General features: G+C 61.3%; 19 protein-coding genes and 1 riboswitch. Of the genes, 9 read left to right on the top strand and 10 right to left on the bottom strand.

What is annotated here, in order from left to right:
- Nucleotides 1-84: 84 nt before the first annotated feature.
- The 5 genes from QO005_RS08155 to dut form a co-directional block, all read right to left on the bottom strand.
- On the bottom strand, nucleotides 85-1,482 hold the full coding sequence (locus tag QO005_RS08155; protein ID WP_307157506.1) for a M20/M25/M40 family metallo-hydrolase: 1,398 nt from the start codon (nucleotides 1,480-1,482) through the stop codon (nucleotides 85-87).
- A gap of 48 nt (nucleotides 1,483-1,530) precedes the next feature.
- Nucleotides 1,531-2,649, bottom strand: coding sequence for a sensor histidine kinase (locus QO005_RS08150; RefSeq protein WP_307157505.1), 1,119 nt, complete (start codon nucleotides 2,647-2,649; stop codon nucleotides 1,531-1,533).
- Nucleotides 2,650-2,876: 227 nt separating this feature from the next.
- The gene (cysK, locus tag QO005_RS08145) at nucleotides 2,877-3,845 is read right to left on the bottom strand and encodes a cysteine synthase A (RefSeq protein WP_307157504.1); all 969 of its coding nucleotides are present in this window, start codon (nucleotides 3,843-3,845) and stop codon (nucleotides 2,877-2,879) included.
- A 133-nt stretch (nucleotides 3,846-3,978) separates the two neighbouring features.
- Nucleotides 3,979-4,599: a LysE family translocator gene (locus QO005_RS08140; RefSeq protein WP_307157503.1), complete on the bottom strand. Its 621-nt coding sequence runs from the start codon at nucleotides 4,597-4,599 to the stop codon at nucleotides 3,979-3,981.
- A gap of 60 nt (nucleotides 4,600-4,659) precedes the next feature.
- Nucleotides 4,660-5,124, bottom strand: a complete 465-nt coding sequence (gene dut, locus QO005_RS08135) for a dUTP diphosphatase (protein ID WP_307157502.1) — start codon at nucleotides 5,122-5,124, stop codon at nucleotides 4,660-4,662.
- Between the two features lie 86 nt (nucleotides 5,125-5,210).
- Here dut and QO005_RS08130 point away from each other — a divergent pair, with 86 nt between their 5' ends.
- Nucleotides 5,211-6,794: a peptide chain release factor 3 gene (locus QO005_RS08130; RefSeq protein ID WP_307157501.1), complete on the top strand. Its 1,584-nt coding sequence runs from the start codon at nucleotides 5,211-5,213 to the stop codon at nucleotides 6,792-6,794.
- A gap of 103 nt (nucleotides 6,795-6,897) precedes the next feature.
- On the opposite strand, the gene betC is transcribed toward QO005_RS08130, so the two are convergent.
- Together betC and QO005_RS08120 are read right to left on the bottom strand one after the other, a co-directional pair.
- A complete protein-coding gene (betC, locus tag QO005_RS08125) occupies nucleotides 6,898-8,412 on the bottom strand; it encodes a choline-sulfatase (protein WP_307157500.1) in 1,515 nt (504 codons plus the stop codon).
- An 8-nt stretch (nucleotides 8,413-8,420) separates the two neighbouring features.
- Nucleotides 8,421-9,371 carry a choline ABC transporter substrate-binding protein gene (locus QO005_RS08120; RefSeq protein ID WP_307157499.1) on the bottom strand — a complete coding sequence of 317 codons (951 nt, stop codon included), beginning with the start codon at nucleotides 9,369-9,371 and terminating at the stop codon, nucleotides 8,421-8,423.
- 152 nt (nucleotides 9,372-9,523) lie between these two features.
- Between QO005_RS08120 and QO005_RS08115 the strand changes: the two genes are divergently transcribed.
- A complete protein-coding gene (locus tag QO005_RS08115; RefSeq protein WP_307157498.1) occupies nucleotides 9,524-10,438 on the top strand; it encodes a choline sulfate utilization transcriptional regulator in 915 nt (304 codons plus the stop codon).
- Here QO005_RS08115 and otsA read toward each other — a convergent pair.
- Both otsA and otsB read right to left on the bottom strand, forming a co-directional pair.
- Entirely contained in the window at nucleotides 10,393-11,826 is a 1,434-nt protein-coding gene (otsA, locus tag QO005_RS08110) for an alpha,alpha-trehalose-phosphate synthase (UDP-forming) (protein ID WP_307157497.1), read from the bottom strand. The genes QO005_RS08115 and otsA overlap by 46 nt on opposite strands.
- Entirely contained in the window at nucleotides 11,823-12,659 is an 837-nt protein-coding gene (gene otsB / locus QO005_RS08105; protein WP_307157496.1) for a trehalose-phosphatase, read from the bottom strand. The genes otsA and otsB overlap by 4 nt, the downstream gene beginning before the upstream one ends.
- A 144-nt stretch (nucleotides 12,660-12,803) precedes the next feature.
- Nucleotides 12,804-12,926: riboswitch (TPP riboswitch) on the top strand.
- 48 nt (nucleotides 12,927-12,974) lie between these two features.
- Between otsB and thiD the strand changes: the two genes are divergently transcribed.
- Nucleotides 12,975-13,976 carry a bifunctional hydroxymethylpyrimidine kinase/phosphomethylpyrimidine kinase gene (gene thiD, locus QO005_RS08100; RefSeq protein WP_307157495.1) on the top strand — a complete coding sequence of 334 codons (1,002 nt, stop codon included), beginning with the start codon at nucleotides 12,975-12,977 and terminating at the stop codon, nucleotides 13,974-13,976.
- A 77-nt stretch (nucleotides 13,977-14,053) separates the two neighbouring features.
- Here the strand turns inward: thiD and QO005_RS08095 are convergent, their stop codons facing one another.
- Complete coding sequence (locus tag QO005_RS08095) at nucleotides 14,054-14,629, bottom strand: dual specificity protein phosphatase family protein (RefSeq protein ID WP_307157494.1); 576 nt, start codon at nucleotides 14,627-14,629, stop codon at nucleotides 14,054-14,056.
- Between the two features lie 196 nt (nucleotides 14,630-14,825).
- On the opposite strand from QO005_RS08095, the gene olsB reads away from it, so the two are divergent.
- The 6 genes from olsB to trpS all read left to right on the top strand — a co-directional run bounded on the left by olsB (nucleotide 14,826) and on the right by trpS (nucleotide 24,817).
- Nucleotides 14,826-15,701, top strand: coding sequence for a l-ornithine N(alpha)-acyltransferase (gene olsB, locus QO005_RS08090; protein WP_307157493.1), 876 nt, complete (start codon nucleotides 14,826-14,828; stop codon nucleotides 15,699-15,701).
- Between the two features lie 210 nt (nucleotides 15,702-15,911).
- Nucleotides 15,912-18,560: a DNA mismatch repair protein MutS gene (mutS, locus tag QO005_RS08085; protein WP_307157740.1), complete on the top strand. Its 2,649-nt coding sequence runs from the start codon at nucleotides 15,912-15,914 to the stop codon at nucleotides 18,558-18,560.
- A gap of 332 nt (nucleotides 18,561-18,892) precedes the next feature.
- Nucleotides 18,893-21,682 carry a [protein-PII] uridylyltransferase gene (locus tag QO005_RS08080; RefSeq protein ID WP_307157492.1) on the top strand — a complete coding sequence of 930 codons (2,790 nt, stop codon included), beginning with the start codon at nucleotides 18,893-18,895 and terminating at the stop codon, nucleotides 21,680-21,682.
- A 1-nt stretch (nucleotide 21,683) separates the two neighbouring features.
- Nucleotides 21,684-23,264: a murein biosynthesis integral membrane protein MurJ gene (gene murJ / locus QO005_RS08075; protein ID WP_307157491.1), complete on the top strand. Its 1,581-nt coding sequence runs from the start codon at nucleotides 21,684-21,686 to the stop codon at nucleotides 23,262-23,264.
- On the top strand, nucleotides 23,257-23,655 hold the full coding sequence (locus tag QO005_RS08070; protein ID WP_307157490.1) for a VOC family protein: 399 nt from the start codon (nucleotides 23,257-23,259) through the stop codon (nucleotides 23,653-23,655). Before murJ ends, QO005_RS08070 begins: the two co-directional genes overlap by 8 nt.
- A gap of 97 nt (nucleotides 23,656-23,752) precedes the next feature.
- Nucleotides 23,753-24,817, top strand: a complete 1,065-nt coding sequence (trpS, locus tag QO005_RS08065; RefSeq protein ID WP_307157489.1) for a tryptophan--tRNA ligase — start codon at nucleotides 23,753-23,755, stop codon at nucleotides 24,815-24,817.
- The last annotated feature ends 236 nt before the right edge of the window (nucleotides 24,818-25,053 follow it).

Raw genomic sequence — 25,053 nt, 5'->3', positions numbered from 1 at the left:
GACCACGGATGTACTGGCAGAATGGGCAGCGAGTGACGAAAGGTCGGGATTGCTCCCGACCTTTTTGTTTTTGCGGGAGATGCTTTATGCGTCGCGCTTTCCAAGCGCCGCCATGATCCTGATCCACGAGCGAATGCCCTTGTGGAAGGAGTTGAGCTCGTATTTCTCATTGGGCGAGTGAATGCGGTCGTCCACCAGGCCGAAGCCGACGAGCAGGGAATCCATGCCGAGCATGGTTTGAAAATCGCCGACGATCGGAATGGAGCCTCCCATGCCGATGGTGACGGCAGGCTTCGGCCATTCATCTGAAAGCGCAGTCTTCGCCTTGGTCAGCACCGGCGAGTCAAAGGGCAATTGAATGGCGGGGGAGGCGCCATGTTCGGCGAATTCCACCTTGCAGTCCGATGGCAGACGGGCTTCCACGAAGGCCCGGAAGGCTGCGCGGATCTTGTCCGGATCCTGCTGGCCAACGAGACGGAAGGAGACCTTGGCGGAGGCCTTGGCGGCGATGACGGTCTTGAAGCCTTCGCCGGTATAGCCGCCAATCATGCCATTGACCTCCGCCGTCGGGCGCGCCCAGGTCAGTTCCAGCACGCTGCGGCCCTTTTCGCCCGCAGGTTCGGAAAGCCCCACTTCCGCCAGAAAACCGGAAGCGTCCCGGCCCAGCGTTTCCCAGGAAGCCTTGATGTTTTCCGGCGTTTCCTCGACACCCTCGTAAAAGCCGGGAATGGTCACGCGGCCGGTTTCATCATGCAGATCGGCCAGGATTTTCGCCAGGATATGCAGGGGATTGGCGGCAGCGCCCCCGAACAGGCCGGAATGCAGGTCGCGGTCGGCGGCGAGAATGGTGATTTCCTCGCCGACGAGGCCGCGCAGGGTGGCAGCGATCGCCGGGGTTTCGCGGTCCCACATGCCGGTATCGCAGACAAGCGCGAAATCCCGCTTCAGTTCCTCCGCATTGGCCTCCAGGAAGGGCTTGAGCGAGGGGGAGCCGGATTCTTCCTCGCCCTCGAACAGAATGGTCACGCTGATCGGCAGCTCTCCGAGCGTGGCCTTATAGGCCCGGCAGGCTTCCACAAAGGTCATCAACTGGCCCTTGTCATCGGCGGTACCGCGACCGGTAATGACCTTGCGGCCCGGCGCGATCTCCTTGATGGCGGGCTCGAAGGGATCGTTTTCCCAAAGCTCCAGCGGGTCGACCGGCTGCACGTCATAGTGACCGTAGAAGAGAAAATGCGGCGCATCCGCTGCTGCCGCCTTGTGATGTGCCACCACCATGGGATGGCCGGGCGTGTCGCGCAGCGAAGCCTCGAAACCGAGAGAGGCCAGTTCCGCCACCAGCCACTCGCCCGCCTTGCGGCATTCCGCCTTGTAGGCGGGGTCGGTGGAGATGGACCTGATCCGCACGAGATCGAAAAGCCGGTCGAGGCTTTGCGGCAGGGCCTTGTCGGCGGCGTCCAGAACGGTGGTGAGAGAAGTCATGATGTCATCCAAACGGCTGATTGCGTCGTGCGGGACGTTATCCTGTCCTTACCCGTGAGAAAAGACGGGCTCGCGAGACGAAGCGCCTTCCTCCAGAAGCGGGTCGCCTTTTTCGTCCCGCTTCGGAGAAATCGCGGTCAAGGGCAGGGTCAGTGTCACGATGGCGCCGGTTTCGGGAAAATCGATGGAGACGGTGCCGCGCACCGCGCCGATGACACGGTTGATCAGCACGGAACCGAAGCCGCTGGAACCGGGCGAGGGCGGGTTGGGAGCGGGGCCGCCGATTTCACGCCACTCCACCGTCAGTGCCGGTTCCTGCATGTCGTCCCGGGTGATCGTGTGCAGATGCCAGCCCAGCCTGATCTTGCCGTCCTGCACGGACAGCGCGCCGTATTTGGCGGCATTGGTGCCGAGTTCATGAAGGATGAGGCTGAGCAGCACCACGGCCTGACCGCTGACGGGCACCAATGGGCCATGCAGGTCAAGCCGCACGGTTTCCGCCTTGTCGAAGGGCTCGAGCGCCTGAATGATGACGCTTCTCACCGTGGTTTCATCGCCAGGTCTCAACCCGCGCAAAAGAAGGTTGGAGCGCGCCATGGCGTTCAGCCGTTCGCGCAGCGAGCGGGCGAAGCTCTGCACATCGCATGCATGTTTTTGCGACAGGCTGACGATGGCGTTGATGGTGGCAAAGACGTTTTTCAGCCGGTGGTCCAGTTCACGGGCCATCACCTCCTGCTGCTCTGCCAGCATTTCCACCTCGGCCCGGGCCTTCTGCTCGGCGCGATAGGCCGACATCATCAGCGCCGTCAGCCCGAGATCGGTGATGACCACGAACGTGTACAGCGCCATGGCCAGCACGGTGCTCAGCGACGTGTCGAAAGTGTAGTAAGGCGGAATGAACATGTACCAGGAGGCAAGGCCGCACAGAAATGCGACCAGGGCGCCCTGGGCAATTCCGAAGAGAAAACCGACGATCAGCACCGCGGGAAAGAAGGTGACATAGGGAAAGGTGCCCTGCAGCAGCGGGTCTATCCACAGCCGAAGGCCCACCATCGCCATGAAAATCACCAGCGACGCAATATAGGTGAGAACCAGTTCTGCAACCGTCAGCGGCTTTCGCATCGCCTTGAAGGACGGCAGTCGATCCAGCTTGCTTCTGAGGCGCATTCGTTTTTCCGCTTCGCCGACCATTCGAGCGCGAAGAATAGACCAGCCATCGAATATGCGCAATCAATGGAACATGCTGAAATTGAGAGATAACCGGCGTTCCGCAGCCCGTCTCTACAGCGCCGTGCGTCCAAAGGTTCGCGGTAGCGCTTCATAGCTGCTGCATGATCCTTAAATCGATTCGGATTTAAGGATCATGCAGCAAGCCGGGCTGCGGGTAAGATCGACTATTCGCCGAGGCCCGCGAAAAGTGCTGTGGAAAGATAGCGCTCCGCGAAGGAGGGGATGATCACGACGAGGGTCTTGCCAGCGTTCTCATCCCGGCTGCCCACCTTGATGGCCGCCGTCAGTGCCGCGCCCGAGGAAATACCGACCGGCACGCCCTCCAGTTTCGCCACCAGACGGGCGGTCTCGAAGGCCTCGTCATTGGTCACGGTAATGACTTCGTCGTAGATTTCGGTGTCGAGGATTTTCGGTGCAAAGCCTGCGCCGATGCCCTGGATCTTGTGCGGGCCGGGCTGACCGCCGGAGAGAACCGGGCTGTCGGCCGGCTCCACAGCGATCACCTTGATGCCGGGTTTGCGGGCTTTCAGCACCTGACCGGTGCCGGTAATGGTTCCGCCGGTGCCGATGCCGGAGACGAAGATATCCACCGCGCCATCCGTGTCGTTCCAGATTTCCTCCGCCGTGGTCTTGCGGTGGATTTCCGGATTGGCCGGGTTTTCGAACTGTTGCGGAATGATGGCATCGGGAAGCGCGGCGGCCAGTTCCTCGGCCTTGGCAATGGCGCCCTTCATGCCCTTCGGCCCTTCCGTCAGCACCAGTTCGGCGCCCAGCAGCGCCAGCATCTTGCGCCGTTCGATGGACATGGTTTCCGGCATGGTGAGAATGAGGCGATAGCCCTTGGCGGCGGCGGCGAAGGCCAGCGCAATGCCGGTATTGCCGGAAGTGGGCTCCACCAGCACGGTCTTGCCGGGGATAATCTTGCCCTGCGCCTCAAGGCTTTCGATCATCGCCACGCCGATACGGTCCTTGACGGAGGCGATGGGATTGAAGAATTCGAGCTTGGCCAGAAGATTGGCCTTCACACCCTTTTCCTTCGCCAGCTTGTCCAGCCGGACAATCGGGGTATCGCCGATGGTTTCGGTGATCGAACCATAGATGCGGCCGCGGCCGGGCTTTTTCGTCTCCGACATGGATGTCTCCCTTCAACTGTTTTCGCCGCGAAGAGTAAGGGCAAAGGTGCAATTTCACCAGAACCCTTTATTCATCACCATGCGCTGCCGAGGAAAAAACGCGTCGAAATGCGGTTGGTTTCAAATCTTTATTTCAGGCTGCCCTGACGGCGATCCAGGCGGCGGTCGTGGCCAGAATGCTGGCGGCAGCCCGGTTGAGAACCTTGAGCGCAGACGGCTTTTTCAAAAGCTGACGGGCGCGGGCGGCAAGTAGAATGTAAGGAACTAGCACTGCCAGCAGAACACTGAAGGTGATCACGACAAGAGCTGCATATTCCCGAAGCCCCACCAGTTGCAGCGGAATGAGCGTCGGCACCAGCGCCACGTAAAACAACATGGTCTTGGGATTGCCAAGCGTCACCAGCAGGCCTGACACAAAGGCGGAAAACAGCGAACCGGAGGGTTTGTATGCCTCCACATCCTGGGCAATAAGCCCGGCAGTCCAGAGTTTCCAGGCAATCCAGGCGAGATAAAGCGTGCCGAGGAGCTTGATGATGAGGAAGGGCGTGACGAAACTTTGCGCAAGCCACGCAAGGCCGAGAATGACGGCGGTGAGATAGGTAAGGTCCCCCAGGATCAGCCCAAGTCCCATAAACAGGGTCGGGCGAAATCCCGAACCGAGCGCACGCGCGACAATGGCTGTCATGCCCGGACCCGGAATGGCCGCAGCTATGAAAAGAGCACCGGCATAGGCAAAAAGCGTGGCGAAAGACATAAGACACCTTTATCAGGTCATTCAAATCTATCTGTTAGGGGCTGCTGCGGCAAGAGAACACTACACGCCGGTGGAGCCGAAACCGCCTGCTCCGCGTGCCGTATCCGTGGTTTCGCCGACCTCGGCCACGCGCACCTGCGTGACCGGCGCAATCACCATCTGGGCAATGCGCATGGCGCGGGTGATGGTGAAATCCTCCTCACCGAGGTTGATCAGCAGCACCTTCACCTCACCGCGATAATCGCTATCGATGGTGCCGGGCGTATTGAGGCAGGTCATGCCATGCTTGAAGGCAAGGCCGGAGCGCGGACGGATCTGCGCCTCGAAGCCCTCGGGAATTTCCAGGATGAAGCCGGTGGGCACCAGCGCCCGCTTGCCGGGAGAAAGCGTCAGCGGTGCCTCTTCCGCCACGGCGGCGCGAAGGTCCATGCCTGCGGCCCCTGCGGTTTCATAGGCGGGCAGGTCCAGTCCTTCGCCATGCGGCAGGCGCTGGAGGAGGAGGCGGGGGGCAATCACATCGGTCATGGCGCTTTCCTTATTTGCGCTCCTCAATTGCATAATCGGCTCTGAAAGGCTAGATAACGCCCAATTCACAAGGATATTGCAGACCCATGCCCGAGACGCTCGCAGAAGCGGTCGCCCGCCGCCGCACCTTTGCCATCATTGCCCACCCGGACGCCGGTAAAACCACGCTCACCGAAAAGCTGCTGCTGTTCGGCGGCGCCATCCAGCTCGCCGGTGAGGTCAAGGCCAAGAAGGACCGTATCCAGACGCGATCCGACTGGATGAAGATCGAGCGCGAGCGCGGCATCTCCGTCGTGACCTCGGTGATGACCTTCGAATATGACGACAAGGTCTACAATATTCTCGATACGCCCGGTCACGAGGACTTTGCCGACGACACCTACCGCACGCTGACCGCCGTCGATGCCGCTGTCATGGTCATCGACGCCGCCAAGGGTATCGAGCCGCGCACGCTGAAGCTGTTCGAAGTCTGCCGCATGCGTGACATTCCGATCATCACCTTCATCAACAAGATGGACCGGGAAAGCCGCGATCCCTTCGAGATTCTCGATGAGGTGGAAGAAAAGCTGGCGCTGGACACCGCCCCCGTTACCTGGCCGGTGGGGCGGTCCAAGACCTTCTGCGGCTCCTACAATCTCAAGGAAAACACCTTCCGGGGCAATGACACGCAGGTGGAAGGCCTTGCCGTCAACGGTCCGCAGAGCGTGGCCGAGCATCTGCCGGAAAACGAGCGCGAAGCCTTTATCGAGGAACTGGAACTGGCCCGCGAAGCCTGCCGCCCCTTCGATGTGCAGGCTTTTCTCGAAGGCCATATGACGCCGGTTTTCTTCGGCTCGGCGCTGCGGAATTTCGGGGTACGTGATCTCATCAACGCGCTCGGGGCCTTTGCGCCGCCGCCGCGCGATCAGGTGGCCGATATCCGCAAGGTGCATGCGGCGGAAGAAAAGATGACGGCCTTCGTCTTCAAGATCCAGGCCAATATGGACCCGAACCACCGTGACCGCATCGCCTTTGCCCGCATCTGCTCCGGCAAGCTGGAGCGCGGCATGAAGGCGCGGCTTGCCCGCACCGGCAAGCAGATGGGCCTGACCGCGCCGCAATTCTTCTTTGCCTCGCAGCGGCAACTGGCCGATACCGCCTATGCCGGTGACGTGGTAGGCATCCCGAACCACGGCACGTTGCGCATCGGCGATACGCTGACGGAAGGCGAAGCGCTCGTCTTCCAGGGCGTGCCGAACTTCTCGCCGGAAATCCTGCGCCGTGTGCGGCTGGAAGATGCGATGAAGGCGAAGAAGCTCAAGGAGGCCCTGCAACAGATGGCGGAAGAGGGCGTGGTGCAGCTCTTCCAGCCGGAAGACGGCTCACCGGCCATTGTCGGCGTCGTCGGTGCGCTGCAGCTTGACGTGCTGAAGGAGCGGCTTTCGGCGGAATATGGCCTGCCGGTGTCGTTCGAAATGTCGCGCTTTTCGGTCTGCCGCTGGATTTCCTGCGACCAGCCCGCCGAGCTTGAAAAGTTCCTGAATGTCCAGCGCGGCAATCTCTGCCGAGATCTCGATGGTGATCCCGTGTTCATGGCGCAGGACAGTTTTTCCCTGCGCTATGAATCGGAACGTTATCCGGCCATCAAGATGGCCGCCATCAAGGAATATCACGTCGCGAAAGCGGCGTGATTAGAGCATAATCCGACCGGAGTGAAACGAGGATCGATCAAGATTATGCTTCAAAAAGAAAAGATTAGAGCGCCGATCTGAGGCAATCAGATCGAAAAGCGCTCTAGTCCCGGCGCGGATAGCGCTGGTTTTCCTCCAGCACGTTGAGGTCCATGTGGTTGCGCATGTAGCGCTCCGAGGCCTTTTGCAGCGGCTGGTAATCCCAGGGGAAATAGGCCCCGTTGCGCAGCGCCGGATAGACCACCCAGCGCCGCGCCTGACTTTCCCGCACGGCGTCGTCAAAGCGGTAAAGATCCCAGCGGGCGCGCATCGCCGCCGTCATCCGCGCCAGTGTTTCAGCATGGGCGGGGTCTGCGGCGAGATTGGTCAGTTCCTTCGGGTCGTTTTCCAGATCGAACAGCAGGGGCGGGTCGGCCTCGCAGAGTGTCAGCTTGTAGCGACCGTCGCGCAGGCCGATCAGCGGGGCGATGGATCCTTCCGCCGCATATTCCATCGGCACGGCGCTGCGGCTGCCCTTGCCCGTGGCGAGCGGGGCGAGATCCTCGCCATCCGTCCAGCGGGCCAGCGAGGCAAGGTCAAGACCTGCAAGGCCGGCAAGCGTCGGCGTGACATCCAGCGTCGAGACCGGCTGGTCGATCCGGCCCGGTGTCCAGCCCGGTGCGGCAATCATCAGTGGCACGCGGGCCGAGCCTTCGAAAAAGTTCATCTTGAACCAAAGGCCGCGCTCGCCCAGCATGTCGCCATGGTCGGAGACGAAGAGGATGATGGTGTTGTCCGCCATCCTTCCGCGTTCCAGCACATCGAGGATCTCGCCGATCTTTTCGTCCACGTAGGAAATATTGGCGAAATAGCCCTGCCTTGCGCGGCGCACATCCTCCTTCTTAATGTCGAAGGCGCGAAAATCGCAGGCTTCCATCAGCCGCTTCGAATGCGGGTCCTGCGCCTCGAAATCGATTGCGACGACCTCAGGCTCCAGCGCCTCGCAATCCGCATAGAGGTCCCAGAAGCGCCGCCGCGCCACATAGGGATCATGTGGATGGGTGAAGCTGACGGTAAGGCACCAGGGCCGCTCATCCTGCCGCCGCGACAGATCGTAGAGTTTGCGGGTGGCGTGATAGGCCACCTCGTCATCATATTCCATCTGGTTGGTAATTTCGGCCACGCCCGCGCCGGTGACGGAACCGAGATTGTGATACCACCAGTCGATCCGCTCGCCGGGCTTGGTGTAATCCGGTGTCCAGCCGAAATCAGCGGGGTAGATGTCGGTGGTCAGCCTTTCCTCGAAGCCGTGCAGCTGGTCCGGCCCGACGAAATGCATCTTGCCGGAGAGCGCCGTCTGGTAGCCCGCCGCCCGCAAGTGATGGGCGAAGGTCGGGATGTCGGAGGCAAATTCCGCAGCATTGTCGTAGACGCGGGTGCGGCTCGGCAACTGCCCGGACATGAAGGACGCCCGGGCCGGGGCGCAAAGCGGACTTGCGGTATAGGTGTTGGCAAAGCGCACAGAGCGCTCCGCCAGTTTTTTGAGCGCCGGGGCATGGAGAAAACCGGCAGGGCCATCGGGACACAGCGTTCCGTTGAACTGGTCCACCATGAGAATGAGAATATTCGGCTGCGGCATCGATAAGCTTAAAGTCCGATTGCGGTTTTCACGGCGGCCAGACCGGGCTTGCCATCGAGCGTCGTCACACCCTTCAGCCAGGGTTCGATCACGGCAGGATGGGCCTTGAGCCAGGATTTTGCCGCCGCCTTGGCATCGGTGCCGCCAAGAATATCGCCCATCAGCTCGTTTTCCATGCCGATTTCAAAGCGGAGCTGCTTGAATAGCGTTGCAGCATTCGGGCACTGTTGCGCCCAGCCGCTGCGGGCCAGCGTATAGACTTCGGCGCCGCCGAAATTCGGGCCGAAATAGGCATCTCCTCCGGAGAGATAGGCGATCTTGAAATCCCTGTTCATCGGATGCGGCGCCCAGGCCAGGAAAACGATGTTTTCCTTCTGTTGTTCGGCGCGCTTGACCTGCGCCAGCATGGCCTGCTCGCCGGACTCCACCACCTCCCAGCCCTTGAGGCCGAAATCATTGGCGTCGATCATTTTCTGAATATTGGCATTGGCGGGTGCGCCGGGCTCGATGCCGTAGATCTTGCGGGAAAAGCTGTCGCCATTCTTCGCCAGATCGGCAAAATCATGAATGCCCTTGTCCGCCACATATTGCGGCACGGCCAGGGTGAACTTGGCCCCTTCCAGGTTCCGGCCCAGCACGTCTGCTGCCTTGGCCTTGTCGAGATCGTCGCGGAAGGCTTTTTGCGCAGGCATCCAGTTGCCGAGGAAGACGTCGATCTCGCCATTCTTCATCGACTGATACCCGATGGGCACGGAAAGCGTCTTCACATCCGGCTGGTAGCCGAGCGCGTCCATGAGGGCGGACGCCACACCGTTGGTCGCGGTAATATCCGTCCAGCCGGGATCGGAAAGCCGAACCGTCTTGCAGGCCGGGGCATCGGCAGCCTCAGCGGCGCCGGTTGCGGCAATGGACAGGAACAGGCCGGCAAGAAGCCGGAGCGAAGCATGGGCAGTTTTCATGTGCGCTTCCCCTTTATCTCTCTTTACGCATTCCGCACGGAAAACCGGTTCCCACTTTTCCTGGAAATGCTCTATTCATAAATCTTATTGAAATGCCACCACAGGAGGCCTGTGAAGGCGGTGTTTTTCGATTGCAGGGATAAAGAAAATTTATGGCAGAGCGCGCTCTCGATCTGGGCTGGATGCGGGTATTCCGGGAGGTCGGGCGTCTGAAGACGCTGTCTGCCGCCGCCGAAAGCCTTGGGCTCAGCCAGCCTGCTGTCTCCTATCAGATCCGCCAGCTGGAAGAGGCGCTGGGGGTAGGGCTTCTCATCCGCCAGCATCGCGGTGTGTCCCTGACGGACGAGGGACAGCAATTGTTCGAGGCCGTCTCAAAGGCGGTGGAGGATATGGATGCGCTGGCGGCAAACTTCCGGGCAAGGCGTGAGAGGCCGGTGCTCAGGGTAAAGACCGATTATGCCTTTTCCTCGCTCTGGCTGATGCCGCGCATGCAGATCTTCCGCGACGCCCATCCCGACATGGATATCCAGATTGTCGCCACCCAGCGCACCCAGCACAATCTGTCCGAGGCCGGTGAGGTGGCGGTGGTCTTCGGCACGGCGGAGGAATTTGCGAGCCATGGCACCTTGCTGCTGCCGGAGCGGGTGGTGCCGGTGTGCAGCCCCGGCTGGTTCACGCGGCATGGGACGCTGGACGACCCGGCGGGCACTCCGCATCCTGAGGGGCCGAGGCTGCTGCATCTTGATGTGGAGCGCGCCGCACCCTGGTTCGACTGGGCTGCCTATTTCGACGCAACGGGCCTGCGCCCCGCCGCTGGAATTGCAGTTGGAGAACTGCGCTTCAACACCTATGCGCTGGTGGTGCAGGCCGCTATTGCCGAACAGGGCGTGGCGCTGGGCTGGATGGGGCTGGTGGATGAATTGCTGGCGGCAGGGCTGTTGGTCAAAGCCGGGCCGCAGGTGGAGAAAGCCGGGCGCGGCTACTGGCTTTTGCCGCCCCGGCAGAGATCGGCGGGTGCCGATCACCTCTGTGCGTGGCTGCGCAGCCAGTTTACCGGCTCCGGATGATCGCCCGCCTGCTCTTCCTCGGTCAGGTCGCGCAGGAAATCGTCACACCAGCGGGTGACATCATGTTCCAGCAGGTGGTCCATCATCTGCCGCCAGCGGGCCTTGCGCTCATCGAGCGGCATGTCGATAGCACGCGCAATGGCATTGGCCGTGCCTTCGATATCGTAGGGGTTGACCAGCAGCGCGCCGCTCATTTCACGGGCCGCACCGGCAAAGCGCGATAGCACCAGCACCCCGGGGTTTTCCCCGTCCTGCGCCGCCACATATTCCTTCGCCACCAGATTCATGCCGTCGCGCATCGGCGTGACCAGGCCGACGCGGGCAAGCCGGTAAAGCCCTGCCAGCACCGGACGCGCTACCGAGCGGTTCATATAGCGGATCGGCACCCAGTCCACCGTGCCCAAGGCGCCATTGACCCGGCCCGCCTGCTCGGCCACGGTGCGCTGCATGGCCTCGTATTCCGGCACTTCCGAGCGGGATTTCGGCGTGACCTGAAGATAGGTCACATTGCCCTGATGCCTGGGATTTTCCAGGATGAAGCGCTCGTAAGCGTCGATGCGCTGGGTCAGGCCCTTGGAATAATCCAGCCGGTCCACGCCGATGATCAGCGGCCGGTCAGCCATGCTGTCGCGAGCGCGCCGCACCATGCTGTTATGGGCAGCCCTTTCGGCGAAGCCGGCAAAGGCCGCCGTTTCGATGCCGATCGGGTAATGGCCGCCGCGGAAGCGCCGCTCGAAGGAGGCAAGACGACCATTGCCCAGTGAACGGCCAATGCCCTCCCGCTCCAGCGCGCCAACGAAATTGGCCAGATCGTGATCGGTCTGGAACCCCACAAGGTCGTAATGGGCCAGCGCGCGGATGATCTCTTCATGCACCGGCATGGCAAACAGCACATCGGCGGGCGGTAGCGGAATATGCAGGAAGAAGCCGATGCGGTTCTTCACACCCATCTGCCGCAATTCGCTGGCCAGCGGAATCAGGTGATAGTCATGCACCCAGATGGTATCGTCGGGTTTGAGCATCGGCACCAGCCGCTCGGCAAAGAAGCGGTTGACGCGGAAATAGCCGGTCATTTCCTTACGGCCGTAATCGGCCAGATCCAGCCGGTAATGGCAGATCGGCCAGAGCACCCGGTTGGCGAAGCCGTGGTAATATTCCTCGACGTCGCGGTCGGTCAGATCGGTCAGCGCATAGGTGATATTGCCGTCTTCCAGAATGGAAAGATCACCCGGGTTTTCGTCGCCGCTGGAATTGCCGGACCAGCCCAGCCAGATGCCGCCGCGTTCGGAAAGGGCGGCGCGCAGCGCCACGGCCAGTCCCCCGGCGGGGGCGGCTTTCTTCTTGTCGGGAACGGGAACACGGTTGGATATGACGACGAGTCTGCTCATGGTCTTGCCTCTCCTGTTGCGGACCTGACCTCTCCGGCCAGCGCGAACAACACCGCGCGCACGGCGTCAGGGTCCGGAATCTGATGCGTGGCGGCGCTTTTCTCCGCGCCGCCATCTCCCACCTTGATAGAAAGCCCGCCCAGCCGGTTGGCGACAGCAAACATCGCTTCATCCGTCAGGTCGTCGCCGATGGTGATCGGCAACCGGCCCTGAAAGGGCGGGGAAGACAGAAACGCCTCCACCGCACGGCCCTTGTCGGCCATATCCGGGCGGATTTCGAAAACCATCTTGCCGCGCTGCAACTCATAGCCCTTGCCGGCAAGATGCAGGGTTTCGGTCATCACCTCTTCCAGCTTTTCGACCAGTACCGGGGCTTGGCGGTAATGGGCGGCGATGGCCGCGCCCTTGTCTTCGATCAGAATGCCGGGAAGCGTCTCGGCTGACTGCCGCAGATGCGCCTTGGCCTTGATGAAGCTGGCCGTGGGGTCTGCGCGGAAGATCGCGCCTTCCGCGTCCCGCCGTTCGGTGCCGTGCAGGCCAGCCAGGGGAAAACGCTGGGGGGCAAAGAGCTGGTCCGCATAGGCAAGCCCCCGGCCCGTCACCAGCGCCAGCGCCCCGCCAAGCCGCGCGGATACCGAACCCAAAGCCTCGCCAAGCCCTGCCGGAACGGTAATTCCATCCGGTGTGGCGGCCAGATCGATCAAGGTGCCGTCAATATCGAGAAAAAGCGCATAGCGGTCCGGCCTCTCACGCAGGCATTGATGCAGGATAAGCCCCGTCTCTGGGGTGATGGGGGCGGCTGATGGCGATATGGCTGTTTCTCTCTGTCCCATGGCGGGTCCGGAAATCCTCTTTGACAAAACAATTTGAGCGGGGACACACCCCGACATATGCCCGTTAATGTCAAAACACGCTGTGCGGTTCCATGCCGTTTGCCGACGCGCGAGGATGACAGGCGTCGAGGAAGCTGGCATAACAAGGCAAGACAGGGGCGTCCGCCGGATTGTGAATTTTTTTCGCTGCTCGATCCGACAGGCTGAGAAGCACCCTTTGAACCTGAACCGGATCATGCCGGCGGAGGGAGTCGCGGATCATCTTTCGGAATCGGAGATGGGCGTCTTCCGTGCCGGCCACGGAGAAGATGCGCCATGCATGACGCCGCAGTTGAAAGCCAGCCTTCCTCAAGGATTGCCAATGTTCTGTCTATTGCCGGTTCCGACCCTTCGGGCGGGGCGGGCATTCAGGCGGATCTGAAGGCGTTCAGCGCTCGGGGCGTCTATGGCATGGCGGTGCTGACGGCACTGACGGCGCAAAATACGCGCGGGGTCACGGCCGTGACGGCGCTGGAGCCCGCTTTCGTGAAGGTCCAGATAGAAGCGGTCTTTGCGGATGTGCGGGTGGATGCGGTCAAGATCGGCATGATCGCCAATGCCGGTATCGCCGAGGCGGTGGCAGAGTGCCTGGAGGCTCACCCGGAGGTTCCCGTGGTGCTCGATCCGGTGATGATCGCCAAGGGCGGTGCTTCGCTGCTGGATGGCGCTGCCGTTGCGGTGCTGCGGGGCAGGCTTTTGCGCCGGGCAAGCCTTGTGACGCCGAACCTGCCGGAGGCTGCCGATATTCTGGGTGAGGTGGAGGCGACGACCCGTGCCGCCATGATCCATCAAGCTCAAGCCGTGCTGGAACTTGGGGCAAGGGCGGTGCTGATGAAGGGAGGCCACCTGCCGGGACCGGAAAGCCCCGACCTGCTGCTGACGTCGGATGAGATGCCAGAGTGTTTCCAGGAAAAGTGGGAACCGGTTTTCCGTCCGGAAACACGGGGAGACAAAGAGTGTTTCCAGGAAAAGTGGGAACCGGTTTTCCGTCCGGAAACACGTGAAAGTAAAGATCTAGAGTGTTTGCGTGGTTCTATGAAGCACGCAAACACTCTATGGCTGGAAGGCGTGAGGGTTGCGACAATGAACACCCATGGCACCGGCTGTTCACTGTCCAGTGCCATTGCGGCGGAACTCGCCAAGGGAAAAACGCTTGCACAGGCCGTCTGCACCGCCAAAAGCTGGCTGACAGGGGCGATTGCGCATGCGGATGATCTCACCGTTGGCTCAGGCCACGGGCCTGTTCACCACTTTCATGCGCTTTGGCCTCCTGCATAATTCCTTAAATCGGAATCGATTTAAGGAATTATGCAGCAGATTTAAAGGCTTACAGCGCCTGACCGGCGTGAACACTGTCAGCTGTCGAGGCCGATGACCTTCTCGAAATTCTCCCAGCTTTCATCCATGGCGAAGGATTTCGACAGGAAGGGAATGCCGACATGGCCGTACACGATCGGCCAGAGCTGCATTTCCGCCGTTTCCTCATCGATGCCGGCAACCTGCTGGAGATAGATGACCGAGGCCAGACCGCTGCGGTCGGCCCCGCTCAGACAGTGGATCAGGATGGGTTTCGGGGCGTTCTTCAGGATCTCCACCAGCGCCATCGCCTTGTCGGAGGGCAGGTCCCGGCCAGCCGACATCGGGAAATCCACATGGGTGATGCCGAGCTTGGCGGCGGTCTCCACCTCGTCCTTGTACCAGCTGCGGGACGAGGCGCCGCGCAGGTTGACGATGGTCTTGATGCCGTAGCGATGGGCATAGCCCTCGATCTCGGCACCCGTGGGCTGCGCCGAACGGTAGAACTCTCCTGCGATGACCTCGTGGAAGTTCCCGGAAAGCTGCAGATAGGAGAGATAGATGGCTGAGCAGGCCACGAAAGCGGCAAGCCCCTTGACGGTGCCGCGAAGAAGGCGTTTTCCGGAAATAGGCATGAAAAGCACCGTGTTGAACTCACAGGCATGGGTTTCGGTTCTGTCTGCTGTCAAAGCATACCAAATCAGGCTTTATTATGTATGATCACTTGCGAATTTGCGCCTGAAAAGTCCTTCAGGTAAAATTTGTGTCAACATCCTGTCGCATAGGCGTGTTTTACACGTTTAGCTTTGTTATAGAATCGGACCGCACGATATGGCCCTTGATCTTCTGGACCGCACTTTGGCTTTTGATGCGACTTCTGCCGTCGCACCGGATGAGGTGGCGGGCGGTGACATTTTCGGGCGGATTGGTCCGCTGGAAGTGCGTCTGGCGCGCAATGATCGCGAGATCGAGGCGGCGCAGGCCTTGCGTTACCGTGTCTTCGTGGAGGAGATGAATGCGCGGCTGCCTCCCGAGGCCATGCTGGCGCGCCGCGACTTCGATGCCTATGACGATTTCTGCGATCATCTCCTGGTACTGGACAATGCCCTCGATGGGGATGTCGAGGATCAGGTAGTCGGTACCTACCGCCTGTTGCGGCAGGAGGTGGCGATGCGCCATGGCGGCTTTTATTCGGCAGGCGAGTTCGATATCGAGCCGCTTCTGGCCCGTCACCCCGACAAGCAGTTCATGGAGCTTGGCCGGTCCTGCGTGTTGCCGAACTACCGTACCAAGCGCACGGTGGAACTTTTGTGGCAGGGCAACTGGGCCTATGCGCTGAAATACAAGATGGGCGCCATGTTCGGCTGCGCCTCTTTCCCCGGCACGCAGCCGGAGGAGCATGCGCTGGCGCTGTCTTTCCTGGCGCAGACGGTGGGTGCGCACGGCGAATGGGCGGTTTCCGCCCGGCCCGAGCTTGCCCGCCCGATGGATCTCATGCCCGCCGAGGCGGTCAATGCCCGCAAGGCCTTGAGCGCCATGCCGCCGCTGATCAAGGGCTATCTGCGGCTCGGCGCCATGGTCAGCACGGAGGCGGTGGTGGATCAGGCCTTCAACACCACGGATGTGCTGATCATTCTGCCCATCGCCAGCATTTCCGATCGCTATGTGAATTATTACGGGGCGGATGCAGGCCGGTTTGCCAGCTGAACGGACCTTGGAGCAGTGCTGCAACCGTCATGGTGCAGCAGGCTGTGGAACGCGGCGCTTGCCTGAGGGCAAGTGCATTGCCGCAGGACGTTTGGGCCAATAAGGTCTCGGCATTTCCGGCAATGACATGGACCGTCCGTGACCAGCACTCTTGATGTTCTCAATACCGCCCATCTCACCTCGGAGGAGAGCCGCGCCGTGGCGACCCCGATGATGGAACAGTTCATCGAGATCAAGGCCAACAATCCGGGCTCGCTGCTGTTTTATCGCATGGGCGATTTTTACGAGCTGTTCTTCGAGGACGCCATCGAGGCGTCGCGGGCGCTCGGCATCACGCTCACCAAGCGCGGCCAGCATCTGGGGCAGGATATTCCCATGTGCGGCGTGCCTGTCCATGCCTCGGATGATTACCTGCAGAAGCTGATTGCGCTCGGTTACCGCGTGGCCGTCTGCGAGCAGGTGGAAGACCCGGCAGAGGCGAAGAAGCGCGGCTCGAAATCCGTCGTCAAGCGCGATGTGGTGCGCCTCGTCACCCCCGGTACGCTGACGGAAGAAAAGCTGCTGTCGCCTGCCGAAACCAATTATCTCATGGCGCTTGCAAGGGTGCGTGGCGGTGCGCAGGAACTGGCGCTGGCCTGGATCGACATCTCCACCGGGGTCTTCCGGCTGGCCGAAACCACGCCGACACGGCTTCTCGCTGATATCTTCCGCATCGATCCCCGCGAAGTGATCGTGCCGGACAATCTCATGCAGGATGGCGAGCTGAAGCCGGTCTTCGACGTGCTGGGCCGCCTCGTCGTGCCGCAGCCGTCGGTTTTGTTCGACAGCGCATCCGCCGAGGGCCGGATGACCCGCTATTTCGGCGTGCAGACGCTGGATGGCTTCGGTTCCTTCTCGCGAGCGGAAATGGCGGCGGCCTCCGCCGCCATTGCCTATGTGGAAAAAACCCAGATTTCCGAGCGCCCCCCGCTTGGCCTTCCGGAGCGGCAATCCTCTGCCTCCACTCTCTTCATCGATGCGGCAACCCGCGCCAATCTGGAACTGGTGAAAACGCTGTCCGGCCAGCGGGAAGGCTCGCTGCTCAACGCCATGGACCGCACCGTCACCGGCGGCGGCGCGCGGCTTCTGGCCGAGCGGCTGATGTCGCCGTTGACCGATCCGCAGGAGATTGCCGCGCGCCAGGATGCCGTGGCCTGGCTTCTCAGCGATAATTTCCTGACCGAGCAGTTGCGCAGCCTGCTGAAGGGCGCGCCCGACATGCCGCGCGCGCTCTCCCGCCTTGCGCTCGACCGTGGCGGCCCGCGCGATCTTGCGGCCATCCGGCAGGGTCTGATCACGGCGGGCGAGGTGGCGGCGCTGATGCGCGGCACGGTTCTGCCGGATGAGCTTTCCGTGGCGCTCACCGATCTCGAACTTCTGCCGCCCTCGCTCGAATATCTGCTCTCCTCCATGCTGGCCGAGGATCTGCCGCTTTTGAAGCGCGACGGCGGCTTCCTGAAGGAAGGCGCGGATGAAGGGCTGGATGAGGCCCGCGCGCTGCGCGACCAGTCGCGCCGGGTGATTGCCTCGCTGCAATTGCAATATTGCGAGGAGACGGGCGTCAAATCGCTAAAGATCAAGCACAACAATGTGCTGGGCTATTTCATCGAGGTTTCTGCCAACAATGCCGGCCCCCTGACGGAGGGTGAGGCCAAGGCGCGCTTCATTCACCGGCAATCCATGGCAAACGCCATGCGCTTCACCACCACCGAACTGGCCGATCTCGAAAGCCGGATCGCCAATGCGGCGGGCCAGGCGCTGGAGATCGAGCTTGCGGCTTTCGAGCGGATGCGTCTGGCCGTGACCGAGGCGGCAGAGCCGATCAAGAAGGCAGCCCGCGCGCTTGCCGTGCTGGACGTGGCGGCAGGGCTTGCCACGCTGGCGGAGGAGCAGGGCTATTGCCGCCCGCTGGTGGATGACGGCCATGCCTTTGCGATTGTGGCTGGCCGCCACCCGGTGGTGGAGCAGGCGCTGCGCAAACAGGCCGAAAGCCCCTTCATCGCCAATGATTGCGATCTTTCCCCGAAAAGCGGCCGGAACGGTGCGATCTGGATGCTGACCGGCCCGAATATGGGCGGTAAATCCACCTTCCTGCGCCAGAATGCGCTGATTGCCATCATGGCGCAGATGGGGTCCTTCGTGCCGGCGGGCTCGGCCCATATCGGCGTGGTGGACCGGCTGTTTTCCCGCGTCGGCGCTTCCGACGATCTGGCGCGAGGCCGCTCCACCTTCATGGTGGAAATGGTGGAAACGGCGGCCATTCTCAATCAGGCCACGGAAAAATCATTGGTCATTCTCGATGAGATTGGCCGGGGCACGGCCACCTTCGACGGGCTTTCCATCGCCTGGGCGACGGTCGAGCATCTGCATGAGGTGAACCGCTGCCGGGCGCTGTTCGCCACCCATTTCCATGAGCTGACGGCGCTGTCGGAGAAGCTGAACCGACTGTCCAACGTCACCATGAAGGTCAAGGAATGGCAGGGCGAGGTGATCTTCCTGCATGAGGTCGGTCCCGGTGCGGCGGACCGGTCCTATGGCATTCAGGTGGCGCGTCTGGCGGGGCTTCCCGCCGCCGTGGTGGAGCGCGCCCGCGATGTGCTGCACCAGCTGGAGGATGCCGACCGCAAGAACCCGGCCAGCCAGCTGATCGATGACCTGCCACTGTTCCAGGTGGCGGTGCGGCGCGAACAGAAGGCGGACGCTGCCGCTTCGGTCTCGGCGGTCGAAGAGGCGCTCAGGGCGCTCGATATCGACGATTTGACGCCACGTCAGGCGCTGGAGGCGCTCTACGATCTCAAGAAACAGCTTGGCAAGACTTGAGTGATATATCTTGCCGATGAGGCTGTGGCCATGACCTGTTTCCCTTCAGCGGAAAAATCGGCTACAGCGCCGTGCGCCATATATGGCGCACAAAGGTTCGCTGTAGCACTTTAAATGTGCTGCATAATTTTATCCTTAAATCGATTCCGATTTAAGGAATTATGCAGTAGAGCATGTCGCGCAAAAGTGTGCAGCGGTTTTGCGATAACGACATGCGTTAAACCAAGAACGTAAAGCACGTTGCATGAGGCTGATAAGCCGCAACGGGCTTTAACAGGCTTTGGCGTTAACCATGCCGCATCGAGGCGGTAGCGGCGAAAGAATGGACCATCATGGCTGACATCGAGATGACTGCACCGGCTTTTCCCGATTTCGATGCGCTGGAAAAGGAATGCCTGGCCATTGCCGAGCGTGAGGAAAAGGTGCTGGACATGCGTGCAGCCCTTCTGCCGATCCTGAAAAAGGCCAGCGCCGATGGCCGCGAGGCCGCCCGCAAGCTGCTCTTTGCCGATGGCAGCGGTCTGAAATGCGCCGAGCGCATTGCCGAGGTGCAGGACCGGCTGATCTCTCTCACCCATACCATCGTGCTGAAGGCGGTCTACCCAGACACGAAAACGGAATTCGCCGTGGTGGCGGTGGGCGGCTATGGCCGCAAGACGCTGGCGCCCGGCTCCGATATCGACCTTCTCTTCCTGCTTTCGCAGAAGGCCGGCGCCGATGCCCGCAAGGCCGTGGAATTCCTGCTCTATATTCTTTGGGATCTTGGCTTCAAGGTGGGGCATGCCACCCGCACGGTGGAGGAATGCATCAAGCTGTCCCGCACCGACATGACGATCCGCACCGCCATTCTCGAAACCCGCTTCATCTGCGGAGAAAAGCCGCTGGTGGCCGATCTTTTGAAGCGGTTCGAGGTGGAGGTCGTGGAAAAGACCGCCCCGGAATTCATTGCCGCGAAGCTTGCCGAGCGTGACGAGCGCCACCGCAAGGCGGGCGATACGCGCTATCTGGTGGAGCCCAATGTCAAGGAAGGCAAGGGCGGGCTGCGCGATCTGCACACGCTGTTCTGGATTGCCAAATATTACTATCACATCAGCGATCCGGCGGAACTGGTAAAGCTCGGCGTGCTGTCGCGCGAAGAATGGCGCATGTTCCAGAAATCCGAGGATTTTCTGTGGGCGGTGCGCTGCCACATGCATTTCCTGACCGGCAAGCCGGAAGAGCGGCTTTCCTTCGATATCCAGCCGGAAATTGCCGCCAATCTCGGTTATCAGTCGCGTCCGGGCCTGTCCGCCGTCGAGCGCTTCATGAAGCATTACTTCCATGTGGCCAAGAGCGTGGGTGACCTGACCCGCATCATTTGCGCGACGCTGGAGGAAAAGCAGGCCAAGGCCGCTCCCGGTCTTACCGGCGTGATCGGACGTTTTGCCAACCGTCCGCGCCGCATTCCCGGCACGCCGGAATTCATCGAGGACAAGGGCCGTATTGCGCTGGCCGATCCGGACGTGTTTCGCCGCGATCCGCTGAACATCATGCGCTTCTTTCATGTGGCGGATCTGCACGGGCTGGAACTGCATCCGGATGCGCTGAAGGCGCTGACCCGTTCGCTGCCGCTGATCAATCATGAATTCCGCGAGAACGAAGAGGCGAACCGCCTGTTCCTCGCGGTGCTGACCTCGCGGCGCGATCCGGCGCTGATGCTGACGCGGATGAACGAGGCAGGCGTTCTGGGCCGCTTCATTCCCGAATTTGGCAAGATCGTCTCGATGATGCAGTTCAACATGTATCATCACTATACCGTCGATGAGCACCTGATCCGCTCCGTCGCCGTGCTTGCCGAGATCGAGCAGGGCAAGGTGGAGGACCTGCATCCGCTCACCGTCAAGCTCATGCCGCTGATCGAGGAGCGCACGGCGCTTTTCGTGGCCGTGCTGCTGCATGACGTCGCCAAGGGAAGGCAGGAGGATCACTCGATTGCGGGCGCCCGCGTGGCCCGCAAGCTCTGCCCGCGTCTCGGTCTCAACGAAAAGCAGACGGAGCTGGTGGTCTGGCTGATCGATCAGCATCTGACGATGTCGATGGTGGCCCAGACCCGCGACCTGCATGACCGCAAGACCATTACCGACTTTGCCGACAAGGTGCAGTCGCTGGACCGGCTACGCATGCTGCTGGTGCTGACGGTCTGCGACATTCGCGCCGTTGGCCCCGGTGTGTGGAATGGCTGGAAGGGGCAGCTTTTGCGCACGCTCTATTTCGAGACGGAGTTGCTGCTCTCCGGCGGGTTTTCGGCAAGCCCCCGCAAGGAGCGCGCCAAACACGCCGCCGAGCAATTGCAGGCCTCCCTCTCCGACTGGAGCCAGAAGGACCAGAAGACCTATACCAAGCTGCATTACCAGCCTTATCTCCTGACGGTGCCGCTGGAGGATCAGGTACGGCATGCGCATTTCATCCGTCAGGCCGACAAGGCAGGGCAGGCGCTTTCCACCATGGTGCGCACCCATTCCTTCCATGCCATCACGGAAATCACCGTGCTGGCGCCGGACCATCCGCGCCTTCTGTCCATCATCACCGGCGCCTGTGCGGCTGCCGGGGCCAACATCGCCGATGCGCAGATCTTTACTACCTCCGACGGACGCGCGCTGGATACGATTCTCGTCAACCGCGAGTTTCCGGTGGACGAGGATGAGATGCGGCGCGGCAACACGATCAGCAAGATGATCGAGGACGTGCTTTCGGGCCGCAAGCGGCTGCCGGAAGTCATCGCGACGCGGGCGAAATCCAAGAAGAAAAACAAGACCTTCATCGTCAAGCCGCATGTGACGATCGCCAACAGCCTGTCCAACAAGTTCACCGTCATCGAGATCGAATGCCTTGACCGCATCGGTCTTCTGGCGGAGGTGACGGCGGCGCTGGCCGATCTGTCGCTCGATATTCACTCCGCCCGCATCACCACCTTCGGCGAAAAGGTCATCGATACCTTCTACGTCACTGATCTGGTGGGGCAGAAGATCACCAATGAAAACCGGCAGGCCAGCATTTCGGCCCGGCTCAAGGATGTCATGAGCGATCCCGCCGACGAGGCGACGCCCGAAACCGCCCGTCTGCCCAGGAAGGCCCGCGCCTGAGATGTCGCTCGTCAAGAAATTCATGACCGTGGGGGCTGCGACGCTTGGCAGCCGCATTTTCGGCTTTGCCCGCGAAACGCTGATGGCCGCAGCCCTCGGTACGGGGCCGATGGCGGATGTGTTCTATGCCGCCTTCCGCTTTCCCAACCTCTTTCGCCGCCTTTTCGCCGAAGGAGCGTTCAATGCCGCCTTCGTGCCGCTGTTTTCCAAGGAGATCGAGGCGCATGGCATGGATGGCGCCAAGCGCTTTTCCGAGGAGGTCTTCGGCGTCCTGTTTTCGGTGCTCTTGCTGATCACCATCCTCATGGAACTGTCCATGCCGCTTCTGGTGCGCTTCATCATCGCGCCGGGCTTTGCCGATGACGCCGACAAGTTCGATCTCACCGTGCGGCTTGCCGCGGTGATGTTTCCCTATCTGATGTGCATGTCGCTGACAGCCATGCTATCGGGCATGCTGAATTCGCTCCATCACTTCTTCGCCGCCGCCGTCGCGCCGATCTTCCTCAATCTGGTGATGATCACCGCCCTGTTTTATGCGCTCTACACCGGCGCGGAACCGGTTCAGACCGCCTGGTATCTCTCCTGGTCGGTGCTGGTGGCGGGCCTGTTGCAGATGCTGGTGGTCTATCTCGGGGTACGCCATGCGGGCATGCGGATCGGCTTCAAATGGCCGAAGATCACGCCGAATGTGAAGCGGCTTCTGATTTTGGCCATTCCGGCAGCGATCACCGGCGGCGTCACGCAGATCAACCTCGTCATCGGCCAGGCCATCGCCTCCGGCAAGGAAGGGGCGATTGCCGCCCTGCAATATGCCGACCGCATCTATCAATTGCCCCTCGGTGTCGTCGGCGTGGCCGTTGGCGTCGTTTTGTTGCCGGAACTGGCGCGGGCGCTGAAGGGCGGCAATGCAGCCGAAGCCAATACAATCCAGAACCGCTCCATCGAATTCGTGCTGTTTCTGACACTTCCCGCCGCTGTCGGGCTGTGGGTTCTATCGGACGATATCATCCGCGTGCTCTACGAGCGCGGGGCCTTCAGCGCCGAAAACACCGCCATTGTCGGCGGTATTCTTGCCTGGTATGGGCTGGGCCTGCCGGGGTTCGTGATGATCAAGGCCTTGCAGCCGGGCTTTTACGCCCGTGAGGACACCCGCTCGCCCATGCGCTTTACCGGCATTTCGGTGGTGGTCAATTCGGTGCTCTCCATTGCCCTCTTTCCCTTCCTGTTCGAGCGCGGCATTGCCATTGCCGAGGCGGTGGCGGGGCTTTTGAACACCATCCAGCTTTTCACCACGCTGGTGAAGCGCGGCCATCTGAAGCCGGACTGGCCGCTGATCTCGCGGGCACTGCGGCTCCTGGTCTCGGCGCTCTTCATGGGGGCGGTTCTTCTGGCGCTGGGGCCGAGCTTTGCCCCTTATCTTGCCACCGGTGCGCCGTTCCTGCACAAGGTGGCGGCGCTGTTCATCGAAATCGGCATTGCCATGCTGGTCTATTTCGGGCTCGCCTTCGCCATCGGCGGCGCAGATCTCGGCATGTTGCGGAAAAACCTGAAGCGCAAGCCCCGGAGCAAGAACAATGGCTGAGAAGGGCCGGAAAATCGCCACCGTTACCCTGGTGGTGGATGATTACGAAAGGGCGCTTGCTTTCTACTGCGGCTGCCTTGGCTTTCAATGCCTGTCGGATGTCGATCTGGGAGAGGGGAAGCGCTGGGTGCGCGTGGCTCCTGCCGCTCATGCAGGGGCGGCCCTGCTGCTGGCCAAGGCGGAGGGCGGGCAACAGGCCGCGGCCATCGGCCATCAGACCGGCGGGCGCGTGGGCTTTTTTCTCGAAACGGATGATTTTGCCCGCGACCATGCCGCCTTTTTGGCGGCGGGCGTGACCTTTCGTGAGCCGCCCCGTCATGAGGCCTATGGTTCGGTGGCGGTGTTTGAAGATCTTTATGGAAATCTGTGGGATTTGATCCAGCCAAAATAATCACGGCGCCGCTTGATTGGACATCGGCGCCCGTGCATAAGCGCGGGCAAGACAAACCCTGAGGTATCAGGCCCTCCACAAGCCTGTTGAGGTTCATATGAGCGAATTCAAGCCACTGGTCTTTTCCGGCGTGCAGCCGACCGGCAATCTCCATCTCGGCAATTATCTCGGCGCGATCCGCAAATTCGTGGCGCTGCAGGAGAAGAATGATTGCATGTATTGCGTCGTGGACCTGCATGCGCTGACCGCGCAGCTGGTGCATGAGGACATGATCGGTCAGATCCGCTCCATCACCGCCGCCTTTCTGGCCGCCGGCATCGATCCCAAGCAGCATATCGTCTTCAACCAGAGCCAGGTGCCGCAGCATGCGGAACTGGCATGGATCTTCAACTGCGTGGCGCGCATCGGCTGGATGAACCGCATGACGCAGTTCAAGGACAAGGCGGGCAAGGATCGCGAGCAGGCCTCGCTCGGCCTTTACGCCTATCCGAGCCTGATGGCCGCCGACATTCTCGTCTACCGCGCCACCCACGTGCCGGTGGGCGAGGACCAGAAGCAGCATCTGGAACTGACCCGCGACATCGCCATGAAGTTCAACATGGACTTCATGGAGAAGATCCGCCCGACGGGACTCGGCATCGACATCACCGTCGGCGATGAGCCGGTGCATGCCTATTTCCCGATGGTCGAGCCGCTGATCGACGGTCCGGCGCCCCGCGTCATGAGCCTGAAAGACGGCTCCAAAAAGATGTCGAAGTCCGATCCGTCGGATCTGTCGCGCATCAACCTCATGGATGATTCCGACGCCATCTCCAAGAAGATCCGCAAGGCCAAGACCGATCCGGATGCGCTGCCAAGCGAAGTGGACGGCCTGAAGGGCCGACCGGAAGCCGACAATCTGGTGGGCATTTTCGCAGCCCTTGCCGACAAGACCAAGGCCGATGTTCTGGCCGAATTCGGCGGGCAGCAATTCTCGGTGTTCAAGCCGGCGCTGGTGGATCTGGCGGTGGAGGTTCTTGCACCGATCAATGCCGAGATGCGCCGCCTGATGGATGATCCCGGCCATATCGACGCCGTGCTGCGCGATGGCGGCGAAAGGGCGCGGGCGCGCGCGGAGAAAACCATGACGGAAGTGCGCGACATCATCGGTTTCGTGCGTTAGGGTCAAAACTCAATCAGGATGGGTGTTCTGTTGAACGGGATGGGATTGAATGGCCGCGAACAAGCGCAAGGCAAGGCCCTGAGGCCTTGTCGAGCATTGTTCGCAATCAGGCGGTCCATCCCGCTCAACCCTTCGGGCAAGGCGTATTTTGCGCCTGCGGGTGTCGGAAAGGTTTGAAAATGATCGGCATTTCCTGCACCTTTCCTCCTACTCAGACACAAAATACGCCTTGCAGA

This window comes from Allorhizobium paknamense (assembly GCF_030815125.1).
Taxonomy (GTDB): Bacteria; Pseudomonadota; Alphaproteobacteria; order Rhizobiales; family Rhizobiaceae; genus Allorhizobium; species Allorhizobium paknamense.
The sequence above is the reverse complement of the archived record's forward strand: the minus strand, read 5'-3'. Positions and strand labels throughout refer to the sequence as shown.

Excerpts from the sequence above, each read along its gene's own strand:
- trpS (WP_307157489.1), top strand. The coding sequence starts at position 23,753 with ATGAGCGAATTCAAGCCACTGGTCTTTTCCGGCGTGCAGCCGACCGGC.
- olsB (WP_307157493.1), top strand. The coding sequence starts at position 14,826 with ATGGCCCTTGATCTTCTGGACCGCACTTTGGCTTTTGATGCGACTTCT.
- QO005_RS08130 (WP_307157501.1), top strand. The coding sequence starts at position 5,211 with ATGCCCGAGACGCTCGCAGAAGCGGTCGCCCGCCGCCGCACCTTTGCC.
- QO005_RS08120 (WP_307157499.1), bottom strand. The coding sequence starts at position 9,371 with ATGAAAACTGCCCATGCTTCGCTCCGGCTTCTTGCCGGCCTGTTCCTG.
- murJ (WP_307157491.1), top strand. The coding sequence starts at position 21,684 with ATGTCGCTCGTCAAGAAATTCATGACCGTGGGGGCTGCGACGCTTGGC.
- QO005_RS08155 (WP_307157506.1), bottom strand. The coding sequence starts at position 1,482 with ATGACTTCTCTCACCACCGTTCTGGACGCCGCCGACAAGGCCCTGCCG.
- QO005_RS08080 (WP_307157492.1), top strand. The coding sequence starts at position 18,893 with ATGGCTGACATCGAGATGACTGCACCGGCTTTTCCCGATTTCGATGCG.
- QO005_RS08095 (WP_307157494.1), bottom strand. The coding sequence starts at position 14,629 with ATGCCTATTTCCGGAAAACGCCTTCTTCGCGGCACCGTCAAGGGGCTT.
- mutS (WP_307157740.1), top strand. The coding sequence starts at position 15,912 with ATGATGGAACAGTTCATCGAGATCAAGGCCAACAATCCGGGCTCGCTG.
- dut (WP_307157502.1), bottom strand. The coding sequence starts at position 5,124 with ATGACCGATGTGATTGCCCCCCGCCTCCTCCTCCAGCGCCTGCCGCAT.
- QO005_RS08070 (WP_307157490.1), top strand. The coding sequence starts at position 23,257 with ATGGCTGAGAAGGGCCGGAAAATCGCCACCGTTACCCTGGTGGTGGAT.
- betC (WP_307157500.1), bottom strand. The coding sequence starts at position 8,412 with ATGCCGCAGCCGAATATTCTCATTCTCATGGTGGACCAGTTCAACGGA.
- cysK (WP_307157504.1), bottom strand. The coding sequence starts at position 3,845 with ATGTCGGAGACGAAAAAGCCCGGCCGCGGCCGCATCTATGGTTCGATC.
- otsB (WP_307157496.1), bottom strand. The coding sequence starts at position 12,659 with ATGGGACAGAGAGAAACAGCCATATCGCCATCAGCCGCCCCCATCACC.
- thiD (WP_307157495.1), top strand. The coding sequence starts at position 12,975 with ATGCATGACGCCGCAGTTGAAAGCCAGCCTTCCTCAAGGATTGCCAAT.
- QO005_RS08150 (WP_307157505.1), bottom strand. The coding sequence starts at position 2,649 with ATGCGCCTCAGAAGCAAGCTGGATCGACTGCCGTCCTTCAAGGCGATG.
- otsA (WP_307157497.1), bottom strand. The coding sequence starts at position 11,826 with ATGAGCAGACTCGTCGTCATATCCAACCGTGTTCCCGTTCCCGACAAG.
- QO005_RS08115 (WP_307157498.1), top strand. The coding sequence starts at position 9,524 with ATGGCAGAGCGCGCTCTCGATCTGGGCTGGATGCGGGTATTCCGGGAG.
- QO005_RS08140 (WP_307157503.1), bottom strand. The coding sequence starts at position 4,599 with ATGTCTTTCGCCACGCTTTTTGCCTATGCCGGTGCTCTTTTCATAGCT.